General features: G+C 70.8%; 15 protein-coding genes. 11 read left to right on the top strand and 4 right to left on the bottom strand.

Translation table 11 applies throughout. From position 1 onward, the window contains the following. Positions 1 to 47 precede the first annotated feature (47 nt). Complete coding sequence (locus EST54_RS05655; protein WP_129245665.1) at positions 48 to 524, bottom strand: SsgA family sporulation/cell division regulator; 477 nt, start codon at positions 522 to 524, stop codon at positions 48 to 50. A gap of 236 nt (positions 525 to 760) precedes the next feature. On the opposite strand from EST54_RS05655, the gene EST54_RS05650 reads away from it, so the two are divergent. Further along, positions 761 to 2,281 (top strand): RDD family protein, encoded by a 1,521-nt coding sequence (locus EST54_RS05650; RefSeq protein ID WP_129245662.1) that lies wholly within the window; start codon positions 761 to 763, stop codon positions 2,279 to 2,281. A 158-nt stretch (positions 2,282 to 2,439) separates the two neighbouring features. Next, positions 2,440 to 3,270 (top strand): RDD family protein, encoded by an 831-nt coding sequence (locus EST54_RS34525; protein ID WP_167511489.1) that lies wholly within the window; start codon positions 2,440 to 2,442, stop codon positions 3,268 to 3,270. On the opposite strand, the gene EST54_RS05640 is transcribed toward EST54_RS34525, so the two are convergent. Beyond that, on the bottom strand, positions 3,262 to 3,618 hold the full coding sequence (locus EST54_RS05640) for a hypothetical protein (RefSeq protein ID WP_129245660.1): 357 nt from the start codon (positions 3,616 to 3,618) through the stop codon (positions 3,262 to 3,264). The genes EST54_RS34525 and EST54_RS05640 overlap by 9 nt on opposite strands. A gap of 407 nt (positions 3,619 to 4,025) precedes the next feature. Here EST54_RS05640 and EST54_RS05635 point away from each other — a divergent pair, with 407 nt between their 5' ends. Both EST54_RS05635 and EST54_RS05630 read left to right on the top strand, forming a co-directional pair. Further along, positions 4,026 to 6,416 carry an immune inhibitor A domain-containing protein gene (locus EST54_RS05635; RefSeq protein WP_129245658.1) on the top strand — a complete coding sequence of 797 codons (2,391 nt, stop codon included), beginning with the start codon at positions 4,026 to 4,028 and terminating at the stop codon, positions 6,414 to 6,416. A 116-nt stretch (positions 6,417 to 6,532) separates the two neighbouring features. Further along, entirely contained in the window at positions 6,533 to 6,907 is a 375-nt protein-coding gene (locus tag EST54_RS05630; RefSeq protein WP_129245656.1) for a hypothetical protein, read from the top strand. An 81-nt stretch (positions 6,908 to 6,988) separates the two neighbouring features. Here the strand turns inward: EST54_RS05630 and EST54_RS05625 are convergent, their stop codons facing one another. Beyond that, positions 6,989 to 7,585: an isochorismatase family protein gene (locus EST54_RS05625; protein WP_129245655.1), complete on the bottom strand. Its 597-nt coding sequence runs from the start codon at positions 7,583 to 7,585 to the stop codon at positions 6,989 to 6,991. 169 nt (positions 7,586 to 7,754) lie between these two features. Next, complete coding sequence (locus EST54_RS05620) at positions 7,755 to 9,083, bottom strand: nicotinate phosphoribosyltransferase (protein WP_129245653.1); 1,329 nt, start codon at positions 9,081 to 9,083, stop codon at positions 7,755 to 7,757. Positions 9,084 to 9,235: 152 nt separating this feature from the next. Between EST54_RS05620 and clpS the strand changes: the two genes are divergently transcribed. The 7 genes from clpS (at position 9,236) to EST54_RS05585 (ending at position 14,216) form a co-directional block, all read left to right on the top strand. After that, a complete protein-coding gene (gene clpS / locus EST54_RS05615) occupies positions 9,236 to 9,589 on the top strand; it encodes an ATP-dependent Clp protease adapter ClpS (protein WP_129245651.1) in 354 nt (117 codons plus the stop codon). Then, positions 9,586 to 10,182 (top strand): DUF2017 domain-containing protein, encoded by a 597-nt coding sequence (locus EST54_RS05610; RefSeq protein WP_129245648.1) that lies wholly within the window; start codon positions 9,586 to 9,588, stop codon positions 10,180 to 10,182. The genes clpS and EST54_RS05610 overlap by 4 nt, the downstream gene beginning before the upstream one ends. A gap of 320 nt (positions 10,183 to 10,502) precedes the next feature. Beyond that, positions 10,503 to 11,963, top strand: coding sequence for an amino acid permease (locus EST54_RS05605; RefSeq protein ID WP_129245646.1), 1,461 nt, complete (start codon positions 10,503 to 10,505; stop codon positions 11,961 to 11,963). A 152-nt stretch (positions 11,964 to 12,115) separates the two neighbouring features. After that, on the top strand, positions 12,116 to 12,541 hold the full coding sequence (locus EST54_RS05600; protein ID WP_129245644.1) for a Mov34/MPN/PAD-1 family protein: 426 nt from the start codon (positions 12,116 to 12,118) through the stop codon (positions 12,539 to 12,541). An 84-nt stretch (positions 12,542 to 12,625) separates the two neighbouring features. After that, complete coding sequence (locus tag EST54_RS05595) at positions 12,626 to 12,799, top strand: putative leader peptide (RefSeq protein ID WP_329150806.1); 174 nt, start codon at positions 12,626 to 12,628, stop codon at positions 12,797 to 12,799. Positions 12,800 to 12,931: 132 nt separating this feature from the next. After that, the gene (locus EST54_RS05590; RefSeq protein WP_129245642.1) at positions 12,932 to 13,264 is read left to right on the top strand and encodes a MoaD/ThiS family protein; all 333 of its coding nucleotides are present in this window, start codon (positions 12,932 to 12,934) and stop codon (positions 13,262 to 13,264) included. A gap of 1 nt (position 13,265) precedes the next feature. Beyond that, on the top strand, positions 13,266 to 14,216 hold the full coding sequence (locus EST54_RS05585; RefSeq protein ID WP_129245640.1) for a PLP-dependent cysteine synthase family protein: 951 nt from the start codon (positions 13,266 to 13,268) through the stop codon (positions 14,214 to 14,216). The last annotated feature ends 333 nt before the right edge of the window (positions 14,217 to 14,549 follow it).

Below are 14,549 nucleotides of genomic sequence, written 5' to 3'. Positions count from 1 at the left end.
TGCGGTGCCGGGCGGCCCGCACCTGTCGCGTCCCCGTACCTCACCCGTCACGCCGCCCCGGGGTCCGGGGACTCCTCCGACGCGGCGCCGCCCGGCCGCAGTTCGTCCCCCGGCGCCAGGGCCAGCAGGTCGCTCAGCCCCTTGTCGAGCGCGAGATGCTGCTGCTCGGACCCCGGCGGGACCACCCGCAGGGTGCGCTCCAGCCATGCGGAGACCGCCGCGGCCGGCGCCTGGAGCAGCGCCTCGCCGTCCGGCGAAGCCAGCGCCAGGCAGACCAGGCTGCGCCCGTCCACCCGGGTCGGCCAGGCCCGCACATCGCCGTCACCGCACGGCCGGAACACGCCCTCGACGAGCAGTTCGCGGGCGAAGGTCCACCGGATCGGGGAGTCCGAGCCGATGTGGAAGGTGACATGGACGGCGTAGGGGTCGTCCGTCCGGTACGTCAGCCGGGCCGGCACCGGAATGCTTCGCTCCGGCGATCGGACCAGGACCAACTCCAGCTCTCGCTCCACCACGGTGTACATGACGTCCGCCTTTCCTCGTTCCCTGCGGACGCCCGGAACGCGGCCCGCAGGGTAGGAGAGCCGCAGGGAGCCGGACCATTACGCGACTTCGTACAACTTTTTTCCCGCGCCTCTTCCAGGTGGTCGTGGGCGGGCATGGGCACCGCACAACCCGGGGTCTGATAGATGTGGACGCCGCGTTGCGGCAGACTGCACTCCACATTCCACAGGCCGAGTACAGATACGGGACTTCGGACATGAGCGCCCCTACCTCAGGATCCGCCGGCGGTAGCCCCACGCCAGGCTTCTACCCGGACCCGTCCATCCCCGGCTACATCCGGTACTGGAACGGTGCCGCATGGGTGCCGGGCACCAGCCGGCCGGCCCCGGCCGACGGCGAGGCCATGCCCGCCCCGCCGCCCGGCGCGGCCCCGCCTGCGGCCCCCGCCGTCGAGGAGACCGGCCCGGTCTTCTTCGACGAGGAGGACGCGGCCGGGGGCTCCGCGCTGCCGGTCGTCCGCCGCGGCGGCGAGCTCGCGGCCCCGCCCGCCGCGAACTGGGACGACACGGCCCGGCTGCACGGCGCCGGCCCCGAAGCGGGCGCCGCCTGGGGGGCCGACGCCTCGCGCCAGGCCGGGTTCGCCGGCGAGAGCGACCACCGGGTCTCCTGGGGTTCGCCGGAGCAGGCGCCTCCCGGCACCCCGTCGGGCGCCCCCGCGTGGGGTGCGGTGCCGCCGCAGCGCGCGGAACCGGCCGGTGTGGAGGCCGCGGAGGCGTCCGCCCCCAAGCCCCCGTCCGACGGGACGGTCGCCATCCGCGCGGTGAACCCGGCCGCCCGCCGCGGCAAGGGCTCCGGCGACCAGGGCACCACCGCGATCCGCGCGGTCCGGCCGGACGCCGGTGAGCCCGCCAAGGCCCACGAGACGATGACGTTCCGCGCCGCGGGCACCGGCCGCACGGCCTCCGCGTCGCCCGGTGCCGGGTCCCCGCAGGCGCTCCCCTCCGTCGGCGCACCCCAGCAGCAGAACCGCCCGGCACCGCAGCAACAGCCCCCGCAGCAGCAGGCCTCCCGCCCGCAGGCTGCGGCCCCGCAGGCGCCCGCCCCGCAGACCCCGGCGCAGCAGCCGCCCGGTCAGCAGGCGGCCGGTCAGCAGGCGCCCGCGGCCGGTTTCCCGGCGCAGGGCGGTGCCGCGTCGGCCGCGTCCGGCCCGCAGGGTGCCGACGCCGACGGTGTCATCCCCTGGAAGCCGCCGGCCGCCGCCGACCCCTTCTACGAAGCACTCCAGGCGGCGCAGGGCCACCCGGCGGGCCTCGGCCGCCGGTTCGCGGCCCGGCTGATCGACACCTTGGTGCTGGGCGCGGTCACCGCCGCGGTGGCCGTTCCCATGTGGGGCACCGTCACGGACCACATCGCCGCCAAGGTCGAGGCCGCCAAGCAGTCCGGCCGCCAGGTGACGGTCTATCTCATCGACGGCACGACCATCCCGGTCTTCGCCACGATCCTGGCCGTGCTGCTGATCGGCGGTGCGCTCTACGAGGCGCTGCCGACCCTCAAGTGGGGCCGCACCCTGGGCAAGAAGCTGTGCGGGGTCCGGGTCCTCGACATCGAGAGCCACGACACCCCGACCCTCGGCGCCGCGCTCAAGCGCTGGTTCGTCTACGGCGTGCTCGGCGTCCTCGCGGTCGGCGTGCTGAACGCCGCCTGGTGTCTGTTCGACCGGCCGTGGCGCCAGTGCTGGCACGACAAGCTGGCGCGGACGTTCGTCGCGTCCGGCTGAGCGTGCGCGCGGGACCGGCTGCCCGCCGTCCGGGTGGCCGGTCCTCGTGCGCCGGCGCGGTCCGGGTGCGGCCGGCGGCGTTCCCGTCCGGCGGGCGCCGGTCCCCCGAACGGACTTCGCCGGATGCGGCGGGCCGCGACAAGCGGTCGACTCGGGCCATGAGTACCGACCAGCCCGGGCCCGGCGCCGGTGAGCCGCCGGAGGACGAGCCGTTCCTGAAGAAGCCGCAGGAGCCCCCGGCGGGCGGCGCTCCCCGCAACAGCTCTTCCCGCGAGAACGGCTCCCCGCGCAACAACCACGCCAACGGTTCGGGCGGCGGCGAGGGGGCCGCACCACCCCCGGGCGGCCAGCAGCCCCCGCCGCCTCCCGGCGGGACCCCGCCCCCCGGAGGCGGCCCGTACGGCGGTGGTCCCTACGGCAGTGGTCCCTACCCGGGCGGCCCGTATGCCGGCGATCCCTACGGCGGGCAGTACGGGCAGCCGGCCGATCCGCTGGCCGGGATGCCGCCGTTGGCCAACCGCGGCCGCCGGCTCGTCGCGCGCATCATCGACGCGATCATCATCGGGGTTCCGGTGGGCATCATCATGTCCGTGATCGTCGGCGGGGTGAACTACTTCAGTACCGACAGCGACCAGGCCCGCGCGCAGTGGACGGTCTCGGGCGTCACCATGCTGGCGTATCTGATCTACGAGGGGCTGATGCTCAGCAGCCGGGGGCAGACCCTCGGCAAGATGGCGATGAAGATCCGGGTGGCGATGCTCTCGAACGGCTCGATCCCCACGCCCCAGGCGGGCTGGACCCGGGCCGCGGTCTACACGCTGCCGGAGATCGTGCCCTGCTGCGGCTTCGTCTTCTGGCTGATCAACGTCTTGTGGTGCACCTGGGACAAGCCGTATCAGCAGTGTCTGCACGACAAGGCGGCAAAGACCGTGGTGGTGTCCACGGAGCAGGCCCCGGCTCCGCCCCCGCCCCCGCCCCCGTCAGCGTGAGTGCTCGCCGAGCCGGCCCCGGGCGGCCGCGGCCGGCTCGGTGACCTTCCCCCAGCCGCCACGGGATGCGGAACCCGCCCGCCGGATGCGTCCGGACGGTGACGGGACGGCCCGCAAAGGGGCGGGTACGGCGGGCGACTTGGCCCGTCCGGCACGCCGGCGGACCACCCGCGGCACCTCGGGCATCGGCACCGTCATGGCGACCAGCAGCCCGAGCCCGAGTCCGGCGATGGCGATGACCGCGATCCCGATCCCGGTCTGCGTCTGCGACAGCAGCAGCATCGCGAGGGTGGAGAAAAAGACGGTGGCCGAACCGTAGGCGAGCTGTGCGGCAGTCGGACGAGGCATGGCGGAATCCGTCCTCGGAGGGTCGGTAGGGGGGTGTCGGTCAAGCACGCGCCATCGAAGGAGCCTACGGTCCTGACTGCCCGGGCGGAACGCCAAGTAAGCGTGACCTAACCCACGGTTCCGAAGCACAGGGGCGCACGGAACGGCCTGCGGCGCGCGGGGGGCGTGGAGTCATGCCAGCTGGCGGCGGGGGCGCATGCCCAGCGGGCATATACGCCCGGTCCCTGCCCCGGTGGTGGCGTGAGGTGACCTCCGCCACCGCGGCGCCGTCCGCTGTTCGATAGCCGCAACTGGCGGACCGAGTAACGTACTTCGCTGTCGTGCTCAAGTCAAGATCTGTCTTTTTCCCCGTACTTCCGGTCGAATGCCCTCGAACAGTGACCGGTCTAAGGGGAGGACAGCGCCAAGTGAGACAGCAGAGAACGGTGTTCAGATCGGCCGCCCTGGCCACGGCAATTGCTGCGATCGGGGCGGCCGCTTTGTCTTCGGGGGTGGCTTCGGCCGACCCGCAGGGTCCGTCGCCCGTCGCCAGGCGCCATGACCCGGCCCCTGAGCGGACCGTGGCCCACGACCTCAAGGGCCCGTTCAGCGACCGGCAGGCGGCCGAGCGCAAGGAAGCCCTCCAGCAGGTCCTCGCCGGTGACGCCAAGCCGACCGAGCGGGGCGGTTCCGCGGTCGTCAAGCTCGGCAAGAGCAAGTACGTCGAGCTGGCCCGGAAGAAGACCGACAAGATCTTCACGATCCTGGTGGACTTCGGCGACAAGGTCGACAACACCACGATGTACGACCCGGACGGCGACGGCCCCCAGCCGCCGGTGAAGAAGTACGGCGGTGCCCCCGGCCCGGCGCACAACCAGATAGCCCAGCCGGACCGTGCCAAGGACAACAGCACGGCCTGGCAGAAGGACTTCAACCAGAAGCACTTCCAGGACCTGTACTTCTCCCACGACAAGAAGAAGCAGTCGCTGGCGAAGTACTACGAGAAGCAGTCCTCGGGCCGCTACTCGGTCAACGGCGAGGTCTCCGACTGGGTCAAGGTCGACTCGAACGAGGCCCGTTACGGCTCCAACTACTGCGGCCAGCACAACTGCAACAACGTCTGGGACCTGATCCGCGACGGCGTCAACCAGTGGGCCAAGGACCAGAAGGCCAAGGGTCGTACCGACGCCCAGATCAAGGCCGACCTCGCCAAGTACGACCAGTGGGACCGCTACGACCACGACGGCGACGGCAACTTCAACGAGCCCGACGGCTACATCGACCACTTCCAGATCGTGCACGCCGGCGAGGACGAGTCCGCCGGCGGCGGCGTCCAGAAGGCCGACGCTCTCTGGGCACACCGCTGGTACGCCTACGGCACCGACGCGGGCAAGACCGGCCCGGGTGCCAACAAGGCGGGCGGCACCCAGATCGGCGACACCGGGATCTGGGTCGGCGACTACACCATGCAGCCGGAGAACGGCGGACTCGGCGTCTTCGCCCATGAGTACGGTCACGACCTGGGCCTGCCGGACGAGTACGACACCTCCGGCACCGGCGAATCCTCCGTGGACTTCTGGTCGCTGATGTCGGGCGGCTCCTGGCTCGGCACCGGCAAGGACAGCATCGGCAACCTGCCCGGCGACATGAGCGCCTGGGACAAGCTGCAGCTGGGCTGGCTCAACTACGGCAAGGCGAAGGCCGCGTCCAAGTCCTCCTACAAGCTGGGCGTCGCGGAGTACAACACCAAGAACAAGCAGGCCGTGGTCGTCACGCTGCCCGCCAAGCAGGTCAAGACCGACGTCGTGCAGCCCGCCGAGGGCTCCCACCAGTGGTGGAGCGGCAGGGGCGACGACCTGAAGAACACCCTGACCCGGCAGGTGGACCTCACCGGCAAGTCCAAGGCGTCCCTGGGCCTCAAGGGCTGGTGGGACATCGAGAAGGACTACGACTACCTCTACGCCGAGGTCTCGACCGACGGCGGCAACAACTGGACCGCGCTGGACGGCACCGCCAACGGCAAGCCCCTTTCGCGCGACGGCAGCGACAAGCCCGCGCTGACCGGCACCGTGGCCGCCTACCAGGACCTGGCCTACCCGCTGGACGCCTACGCGGGCAAGAAGATCGACCTGCGCTTCCGCTACCAGACCGACGGCGGCACCAACGGCAAGGGCTTCGCGGCCGACGTCGTCAGCGTGACCGCGGACGGCAAGCCGCTGTTCAGCGACAACGCCGAGAGCGGCGACAACGGCTGGACCAGCAAGGGCTTCTCGCGGATCGGTGCGTCCTTCACCAAGGACTACCCGCAGTACTACATCGCCGAGAACCGCCAGTACGTGTCGTACGACAAGACCCTCAAGGTCGGCCCGTACAACTTCGGCTGGACCACGGCCAAGCCGGACTGGGTGGAGCACTTCCCGTACCAGAACGGTGTGCTGATCTGGCTGTGGGACACCTCGCAGCCGGACAACAACGTCGGCCAGCACCCCGGCTACGGGCAGATCCTGCCGGTCGACGCGCACCCCAAGGCCGAGCACTGGGCCGACGGCAAGCTGATGCGCAACCGCTTCCAGAGCTACGACTCGACCTTCACGCGGTTCCCGACCGACGCGCTGACCCTCCACCGGGACGGCACGCCGGTCAAGATCGCGTCGAAGAAGGGCGTCACGCTCTTCGACGACCGGCACGGGGTCTACTACGACAAGACCAACCCGACCGGTGGCGTGATCGTTCCTGACACCAACACCCGGATCAAGATCCTCAAGGAGGCCCGGGACGGCTCCACGGTGACGATTCAGGTGGGTCCGGCAGGTAAGTAAAAGGTAAAATAGCAGGTCAGACGCTATTCGGCCGTTGCCCCCTAGCGGGCGGCGGCCGATTAGCGTTTAGATGCGTTCTACAGTTCCTTGTTGACGCGAAGTCTCACGGGGGAGAAATGACCAAGTCCGGTGGCGGTTACATCAGGCTCCCTGGAGGGAGCGTGGTGGTCGCCCTCTCACTGCCCAGGCCGGCGCACGGCCCGCGGCCCGGCCCGTACGACTGCGGGTGCCGGGTCCGGGTGCTGGTCCATGCGGTGAATCGCCAGCGCGCCCTGACCAGGCTGCGCAACCTCGGGCTGCGCAGGGTCTACCTGCGCGGCAACACCGAGCCGCCCACGCCCGACGAGATCACGGCCGTCCTGCACCACCCCGACGGGGTGGTCTGGCGCGAGACCCCGGAGGACGACACCGAGTCGTGGCACCCGATACGGGCGCTGATGCGACCACAGATCCCCCCGGCGCCCGCCGCCGACTACCGGGCCGCGGGGTAGGGCGCGCGGCCCGGAGGGCGCCCGCGGAGGGCCGCCGTGACACCCGCTGCGACACCCGCCGGGGCACCGCCCCGGTGGGTGTCAGCCGCCGAGGACCACCGGCTTCCCGGTCAGCTCGGCGCCCGCCGCGCGCAGCTCCGCCAGCGCCCGCTCGGTGGTGTGCGCGGCCACGCCGGCCGTCAGATCCAGCAGGACGTGGGTGCGCAGCCCGGCGCGGACCGCGTCCAGGGCGGTGGCGCGTACGCAGTGGTCGGTGGCGAGGCCGACCACGTCGACCTCGGTCACGTCGTGCCGGTGCAGCCAGTCCGCGAGCGGGGTGCCGTTCTCGTCCCGGCCCTCGAAGCCGCTGTACGCCCCGGAGTGGGTGCCCTTGTCGAAGACCGCGTCGATCGCGCCCGAGGCGAGCGCCGGGGCGAAATTGGGGTGGAAGCCGCTGCCCTCCGTGCCGGCCACACAGTGCACCGGCCAGGAGCGCTCGTAGTCCGGGTGGTCGGAGAAGTGGTCGCCCGGGTCGATGTGGTGATCACGGGTGGCCACGACGTAGCGGTAGCAGCCGCCGGCCGCCTGGCCCACCAGATCGGTGATGGCCGCCGCGACATCCGCACCCCCCGCCACCGCGAGGCTGCCGCCCTCACAGAAGTCGTTCTGCACATCAACGACGATCAATGCCCGGTGCATGGTGCGTGCCTTCCGGCTGGGAATCGGGGGACCGGCCCGGAGTGTGGTGTGGTGGTGTGACCGAGGGTAGCCACTGGCGGGGGATTGCGGGAGTGGGGCGGAGCCGGGCCGCCGCCCCGGCGCACCGCGGCCGCCGGCGCTCCGTCGCGGGCGGCCCGGACGCCCGCGGTCAGACGTATTCGGTGGGCAGTACGGCCTCGCCCCGGGAGAGCTGGGTCGCCGACAGCGGCAGCTGGTCGCGGGCGGCGATGTGCCGGTCGCGGGCGGCGTCCAGCGGCTCGCGGGCCACCACGGTGCCGCCGCTCACCAGCGGCACCAGCAGCTGCCGTTCCGCCAGCTCCGCCGGGACCGGCCCGGTGCCGATGACCTCGGCCTCGGCGACACCCTCCGCGTCCAGCCGGCGCGCCGCCCACTTGCGGCCGCCGAGCGAGCTCTTGGCGCCCATCGACTTCTTCGCCACCGGCCGCAGCGGGGCCCCCGGCTCGTCGCTGTCGGCGCGGGCGACCAGCTTGTAGACCATCGAGCAGGTCGGGTGCCCGCTGCCGGTCACCAGCTGGGTGCCGACGCCGTAGGCGTCCACCGGGGCGGCGGCCAGCGAGGCGATGGCGTACTCGTCCAGATCGCTGGTGACCACGATCTTGGTCTTGGTGGCGCCCAGCTCGTCCAGCTGCTGGCGCACCCGGTGGGCGATCAGCAGCAGATCGCCGGAGTCGATCCGTACGGCACCGAGGCCGGGCCCGGCCACCTGCACGGCGGTGCGCACCGCCTCGGCGACGTCGAAGGTGTCCACGAGCAGGGTCGTGCCGCTGCCGAGGGTGTCGACCTGGGCGGTGAAGGCGTCCCGCTCGGTGTCGTGCAGCAGGGTGAAGGCGTGGGCGCTGGTGCCGACGGTGGGGATGTTGTACCGGAAGCCGGCGGCCAGGTCGGAGGTGGTGTGGAAGCCGCCGACGTAGGCGGCCCGGGCCGCGGCCACCGCCGCCAGCTCGTGGGTACGGCGGGCGCCCATCTCCATCAGCGGGCGGTCGCCGGCCGCCACCGCCATCCGGGAGGCGGCCGCGGCCACCGCCGAATCGTGGTTGAGGATCGAGAGGATCACCGTCTCCAGCAGCACCGCCTCGGCGAAGGTGCCCTCGACCCGCATGACGGGGGAGCCGGGGAAGTAGACCTCGCCCTCCGGGTAGCCCCAGATGTCGCCGCGGAAGCGGAAGCCGGCCAGCCGGTCGAGGGTCGGCTCGTCGAGGATGCCGCGCTCGCGCAGAAAGCCGAGGATCGTTTCGTCGAAGCGGAAGTTCTCCACCGCGTCCAGCACCCGGCCGGTGCCGCCCACCACGCCGTACCGGCGGCCCTCGGGCAGCCGGCGGGTGAAGACCTCGAAGACCGAGCGCCGGTCCGCGGTGCCGGACCGCAACGCGGCCTGCAGCATGGTGAGTTCGTACTGGTCGGTGAAGAGCGCAGTCGACGGCACGGCCACCGGCAGCCCCAGGTCTGCTGTGTTCATGGAGATGATGCTACCCCCAATACTCGTCACTTTGACGATAGTGGGGTGCGGGCCTCCCGGGACCCCTGTCGGCGGGCGACCGCGGGCCGCCGACGCGGCCCGCGCGAGGGGCATTTGTGCGTCGCAGGTCCCCGGGTGGCAGCATGGGGCCTGTGAGCGCCCACCCGTCACCCACGAACACGCTCCGGCCGCACCACTGCACCCTCAGTGTCCCGGTCGAGACCGAGCGTCCCGAGTCGAGCGAGGCTCCCTTCGAGGTCCCCGAGCCCGACCTCCCGTGGGTCACGATCGTCCACAACGACCCCGTCAACCTCATGAGCTATGTCTCCTACGTCTTCCAGACGTACTTCGGCTACTCCAAGGACAAGGCACACCAGTTGATGCTCGACGTCCATCACAAGGGGCGCGCGGTGGTCTCCAGCGGCAGCCGCGAGGAAATGGAGCGCGACGTGCAGGCCATGCACGGCTACGGCCTGTGGGCGACCCTTCAGCAGGACCGCCGATGACCGGGCACTTCGAGCCGCTGCCCGACGGCGGTGCATCGGTCCCCCTCGACGAGGTCGAGATCTCCATCCTGCGAAGCCTCGCCGTCCAGCTGATGGAGCTGATCGGCCCGGGCGAGGAGACCGGGGAGCGCGAGGGTGACGACCTGCTGGCGTCGATCTTCAACGACGGACCCAGCGAACCGCCCGCCGACCCGGTCCTGGCCCGGCTCTTCCCCGACGCCTACGGCGGCCCCGACCTCGTCCCCGACGACGACGTCCGCGCCGCCTCCGCCGAATTCCGCCGCTACACCGAGAACGACCTGCGCTCCCGCAAGCGCGAGGACGCCCTCGCGCTGATCCGCGCGCTGGACACGCTGGCACCGACCGGCGGCGGCAGCGCCGAGCTGCGGCTGAAGCCCGAGGAGTGCCGGCAGTGGCTGGGGGCCCTCAACGACCTCAGGCTGGCCATCGGGACGCGGCTTGAAGTGACCGATGAGGAGGACGGCGGCGAGCTGCTGCGGCTGCCGGACAGTGATCCTCGCAAGCCGATGGTGATGGCCTACCTCTGGCTCGGCGGCCTCCAGGAGACTCTGGTCGAGTCACTGATGGGGTGAAATCCGGGCATATCTCCCCGGTAGTTCACGCACTGTTCGCTCAGCGGATGCTCAAATCCGCATAACGATCGCATCACCACCACCCGGCGAGTTGCGGTCACTTGCTGGGTTTGTCCCCTTTTCCTCGTGGTGCGGTTCACGCCATCCCTAGGCGATCTTCTGGGCGTCGTGTTAGATGTTCACGACCTGCCGTGAGTGACGCCACCCCTGTCGCTGCGGGAGCGCTCGGCCGGCCGACCGTCGGCGTGCAGGACTCCATCCGGGGGGATCGGGACCCGATCCGGACAGACCGGGTCGGTATGGAGAAAGGCGCACCACACATGACCTCTGTGCAGGTCGACAAGCAGCACGACGGCAACGAGGCAGCTGATCAGGCCCCCGAAGAGGGCTATCAGCGGGGACTGGGAAACCGTCAGATCCAGATGATCGCCATCGGCGGCGCCATCGGCACGGGTCTCTTCCTCGGGGCCGGTAAAGCGATCTCGATGGCCGGGCCGAGCATCATCCTCGCCTACGCCATCGTCGGTCTGGTCATCTTCTTCATCATGCGGGCCCTGGGCGAACTGCTCATGTACCGGCCCGTCTCCGGCTCCTTCTCGGAGTACGCGCGGGAATTCCTCGGCCCCTTCGTCGGCTTCGTGACCGGCTGGACGTACTGGCTGTTCTGGGTCGTCACCGGTATCACCGAAGTGACCGCCGCGGCCACGTACGTGCAGTACTGGAACAAGGGCATACCGCAATGGGCCGCAGCGCTGGTCTTCACCGTCGCGCTCTTCGGTATCAACCTGATCTCCGTGAAGATCTTCGGTGAGCTGGAATTCTGGTTCTCGATGGTCAAGGTCACCGCGATCGTCGGCATGATCCTGATCGGCCTCGGCGTGATCACCCTCGGCTTCTCCAACGCCGGTGACACCGCGTCCTTCACCAACCTGTGGTCCCACGGCGGCTTCTTCCCCAAGGGCATCGGCGGCACGCTGATGACGCTGCAGATCGTGATGTTCGCCTTCCTCGCCGTCGAGCTCGTCGGTGTCACCGCGGGCGAGGCGACCGACCCGAAGAAGGTCCTGCCCAAGGCGATCAACACCGTGCCGTGGCGGATCGGCCTCTTCTACATCGGTGCGCTGATCATCATCCTGTCCGTCGTCAGCTGGACGGTCTTCAAGCCGGGCGTCAGCCCCTTCGTGGCCGCCTTCCAGCAGATCGGCCTGCCGGCCGGTGCCGGCATCGTCAACTTCGTCGTGCTGACCGCCGCGCTCTCCTCGGCCAACTCCGGTATGTACTCCACCGGCCGCATGCTGCGCGACCTCGCGCTCAACGGCCAGGGCCCGAAGTTCTTCACCAAGCTCAGCAAGAACGGCCTGCCCACCTGGGGCACCGGCGTCTCGGTCGCGATGATGCTGTTCGGCGTCTACATCAACTACCAGTGGCCCGGTGACGCGTTCAACTACGTCGTCTCCTTCGCCACCATCTCCGGTATGTGGGCGTGGATCGTCATCCTGGCCTCGCAGCTGCGCTACCGCGCCAAGGCGAACCGCGGTGAGCTGCCGGAGTCCGAGTTCAAGGCCCCCGGCAGCCCGTACACCTCGATCTTCGCGCTGGCCTTCATCGCCATGGTGATCGTGATGATGGGCGCCGACCCGGACGCCCGGATCTCGCTCTACGCGGCTCCCCTCTGGGCGCTGATCCTGGGCGTCGGCTACCTCTGCATCAAGCGGCGGGACGCCGGCCTGGCGGCCGGCACGGCGGCCCAGGAGGCCCCCGGCGAGGACGCCAAGAGCTGAGGCAGCACCCCGGAAGGAACGGGTAAACCCCCGTCGGTCCAGCATGCGGGCCCGTACGTACCAGTCTTCGGTACGTACGGGCCCGCTGCCTGTCCGTCGCCCGCCGCCACCCTCGGCCGAGGGCTCCGCGGGCTCCTCTTATCCTTGGCGCCATGCTGACCCTCACCAAGGCCCTGTACGACCAGATCGTCGAGCACTCCCGGCAGGACCACCCCGACGAGGCCTGCGGCGTGGTCGCGGGCCCGGCCGGCAGCGGCCGCCCCGAGCGGTTCATCCCGATGCTGAACGCCGCCCGCTCGCCCACGTTCTACGAATTCGACTCCGCCGACCTGCTCAAGCTCTACCGGGAGATGGACGACCGGGACGAGGAGCCGGTGATCATCTACCACTCGCACACCGCCACCGAGGCCTACCCCTCGCGCACCGACATCTCCTACGCCAACGAGCCGGCTGCCCACTATGTCCTGGTATCCACCGCTGACACCGACGATGCCGGGCCGTTCCAGTTCCGGTCGTTCCGTATCGTCGACGGCACGGTGACCGAGGAAGAGGTCGAGGTCGTGGCGGCGTACGCCTGAGCGCGTCCCACCTGGCGTACACCAATCGTCCGCATCATGGGACGAGGTTCCAATACCCGGACCGGGAATCGATACGATGACCGCATGGTTGACCCTGACGTGAGCGAAAAGAGGCCGGGCATGCTGCTGCTCGCTCCGCTCGCCACGCGTCGCTCCGCATCTGCTCTGCTGGGCGCGTTCGGCTGCGGAGCCGCACGGCTGCACGTCGATCTGTGCCGCCTTTCCAGCGCGATCTGTCCGCGCTGCGCCGCCGCCTGACCCGGCCTGCCCCGGGCGCGGCGCGCGTCTCGGCACCCCGCACTTCCCGCGTCACCCGACGCCCTCCCGGCACGCCGTACGCCGTGCACCCGGGAGCACAGCCCCCACCCCGCACTCCGACTGGAGCACTCCATGGCCATCGAGGTCCGAATCCCGACCATCCTGCGCACCTACACCGACGGCCAGAAGGCCGTCGAGGGCAGCGGAGAGACCCTCGCCGACCTCTTCAGCGACCTGGAGAGCCGGCACACCGGCATCCGTGAGCGCCTCGTCGAGGGCGAGCAGCTGCGTCGCTTCGTGAACGTCTACCTCAACGACGAAGACGTCCGCTTCCTGGAAGGCATCTCCACCAAGCTCGCCGACGGCGACAACGTGACGATCCTCCCGGCGGTGGCGGGTGGATCTGCCGCGGCGCAGCCGCGTCCGGCCGGGGTGGCGGTCGGGCGACGGGTTGGGCTGGTCTGACGTGCGGTACGACTCCCCGCTGGCGGCGGTCGGGAACACCCCTCTCGTCCGCCTTCCGCGCCTCTCGCCCTCCGACGACGTCCGTATCTGGGCGAAGCTGGAGGACCGCAACCCCACGGGTTCGATCAAGGACCGGCCCGCGCTGCACATGGTCGAGCAGGCCGAGAAGGACGGCCGGCTCACCCCCGGCTGCACCATCCTGGAGCCCACCAGCGGCAACACCGGCATCTCGCTCGCCATGGCGGCCAAGCTCAAGGGCTACCGCATCGTGTGCGTGATGCCGGAGAACACCTCGTCCGAGCGGCGGGAGCTGCTCGCCATGTGGGGCGCGGAGATCATCTCCTCGCCCGCGGCGGGCGGCTCCAACACGGCCGTACGGGTCGCCAAGGAGCTGGCCACCGAGCACCCCGACTGGGTGATGCTCTACCAGTACGGCAACCCCGACAACGCCGGTGCGCACTACGCCACCACCGGCCCCGAGATCCTCGCCGACCTCCCCTCCGTCACCCATTTCGTGGCCGGTCTGGGCACCACCGGCACCCTGATGGGCGTCGGCCGGTACCTGCGCGAGCACGTCCCGGGCGTCCAGATCGTCGCCGCCGAGCCGCGCTATGACGACGTGGTCTACGGTCTGCGCAACCTCGACGAGGGCTTCATCCCCGAGCTCTACGACGAGTCCGTGCTCACCACCCGCTTCTCGGTCGGCTCCGAGGACGCGGTCCGCCGCACCCGCGAACTCCTCGCCGAGGAAGGCATTTTCGCGGGCGTCTCCACCGGCGCGGCACTGCATGCCGCGATCGGCGTCGCCAAGAAGGCCGTCAAGGCGGGGGAGAGCGCCGACATCGTCTTCGTCGTCGCCGACGGCGGCTGGAAGTACCTCTCCACGGGCGTGTACACCGCCGAGTCCACCGAAGCGGCGATCGAAACGCTCCACGGGCAGCTCTGGGCGTAGGGCCCCTGGGCGTGTCCGACGAGGCCCCTGGGCCTGTCCGACGGGTCAGGGTCGGACAGGCCCGCGGAGCGGGGACGCGGCACGCCGGGTGACGGGCGACATCCCGGGCGTGCCGGAACGCGTGCGAGCCCCCAGGTGCCCCGGTGATCCCGGGCACCCGCGGTGGCCGGTAGCCGGGGGACGGCGGACGGTGGACGGGGCAGTGACAGCGGCCACTGCGTACGGGCGTACGGGGCGTCAGCCCGGACTGGTGATTCCGCCCACAGCTCGCCCCGCTGGAGGAGCCACAGCCCCCATTGCGCCTTACGCTCGTGGGCACCGCACAGACTGCCA

This window comes from Streptomyces sioyaensis, assembly GCF_004122735.1.
Lineage (GTDB): Bacteria > Actinomycetota > Actinomycetes > Streptomycetales > Streptomycetaceae > Streptomyces > Streptomyces sioyaensis.
This window is presented reverse-complemented; position numbering and strand designations above follow the sequence as displayed.

Bases quoted from the DNA above. Each gene is read 5' to 3' on its own strand.
- EST54_RS05655 (WP_129245665.1), bottom strand. From the start codon at position 524: ATGTACACCGTGGTGGAGCGAGAGCTGGAGTTGGTCCTGGTCCGATCG.
- EST54_RS05650 (WP_129245662.1), top strand. From the start codon at position 761: ATGAGCGCCCCTACCTCAGGATCCGCCGGCGGTAGCCCCACGCCAGGC.
- EST54_RS34525 (WP_167511489.1), top strand. From the start codon at position 2,440: ATGAGTACCGACCAGCCCGGGCCCGGCGCCGGTGAGCCGCCGGAGGAC.
- EST54_RS05640 (WP_129245660.1), bottom strand. From the start codon at position 3,618: ATGCCTCGTCCGACTGCCGCACAGCTCGCCTACGGTTCGGCCACCGTC.
- EST54_RS05630 (WP_129245656.1), top strand. From the start codon at position 6,533: ATGACCAAGTCCGGTGGCGGTTACATCAGGCTCCCTGGAGGGAGCGTG.
- EST54_RS05625 (WP_129245655.1), bottom strand. From the start codon at position 7,585: ATGCACCGGGCATTGATCGTCGTTGATGTGCAGAACGACTTCTGTGAG.
- EST54_RS05620 (WP_129245653.1), bottom strand. From the start codon at position 9,083: ATGAACACAGCAGACCTGGGGCTGCCGGTGGCCGTGCCGTCGACTGCG.
- EST54_RS05610 (WP_129245648.1), top strand. From the start codon at position 9,586: ATGACCGGGCACTTCGAGCCGCTGCCCGACGGCGGTGCATCGGTCCCC.
- EST54_RS05605 (WP_129245646.1), top strand. From the start codon at position 10,503: ATGACCTCTGTGCAGGTCGACAAGCAGCACGACGGCAACGAGGCAGCT.
- EST54_RS05600 (WP_129245644.1), top strand. From the start codon at position 12,116: ATGCTGACCCTCACCAAGGCCCTGTACGACCAGATCGTCGAGCACTCC.
- EST54_RS05595 (WP_329150806.1), top strand. From the start codon at position 12,626: ATGGTTGACCCTGACGTGAGCGAAAAGAGGCCGGGCATGCTGCTGCTC.
- EST54_RS05590 (WP_129245642.1), top strand. From the start codon at position 12,932: ATGGCCATCGAGGTCCGAATCCCGACCATCCTGCGCACCTACACCGAC.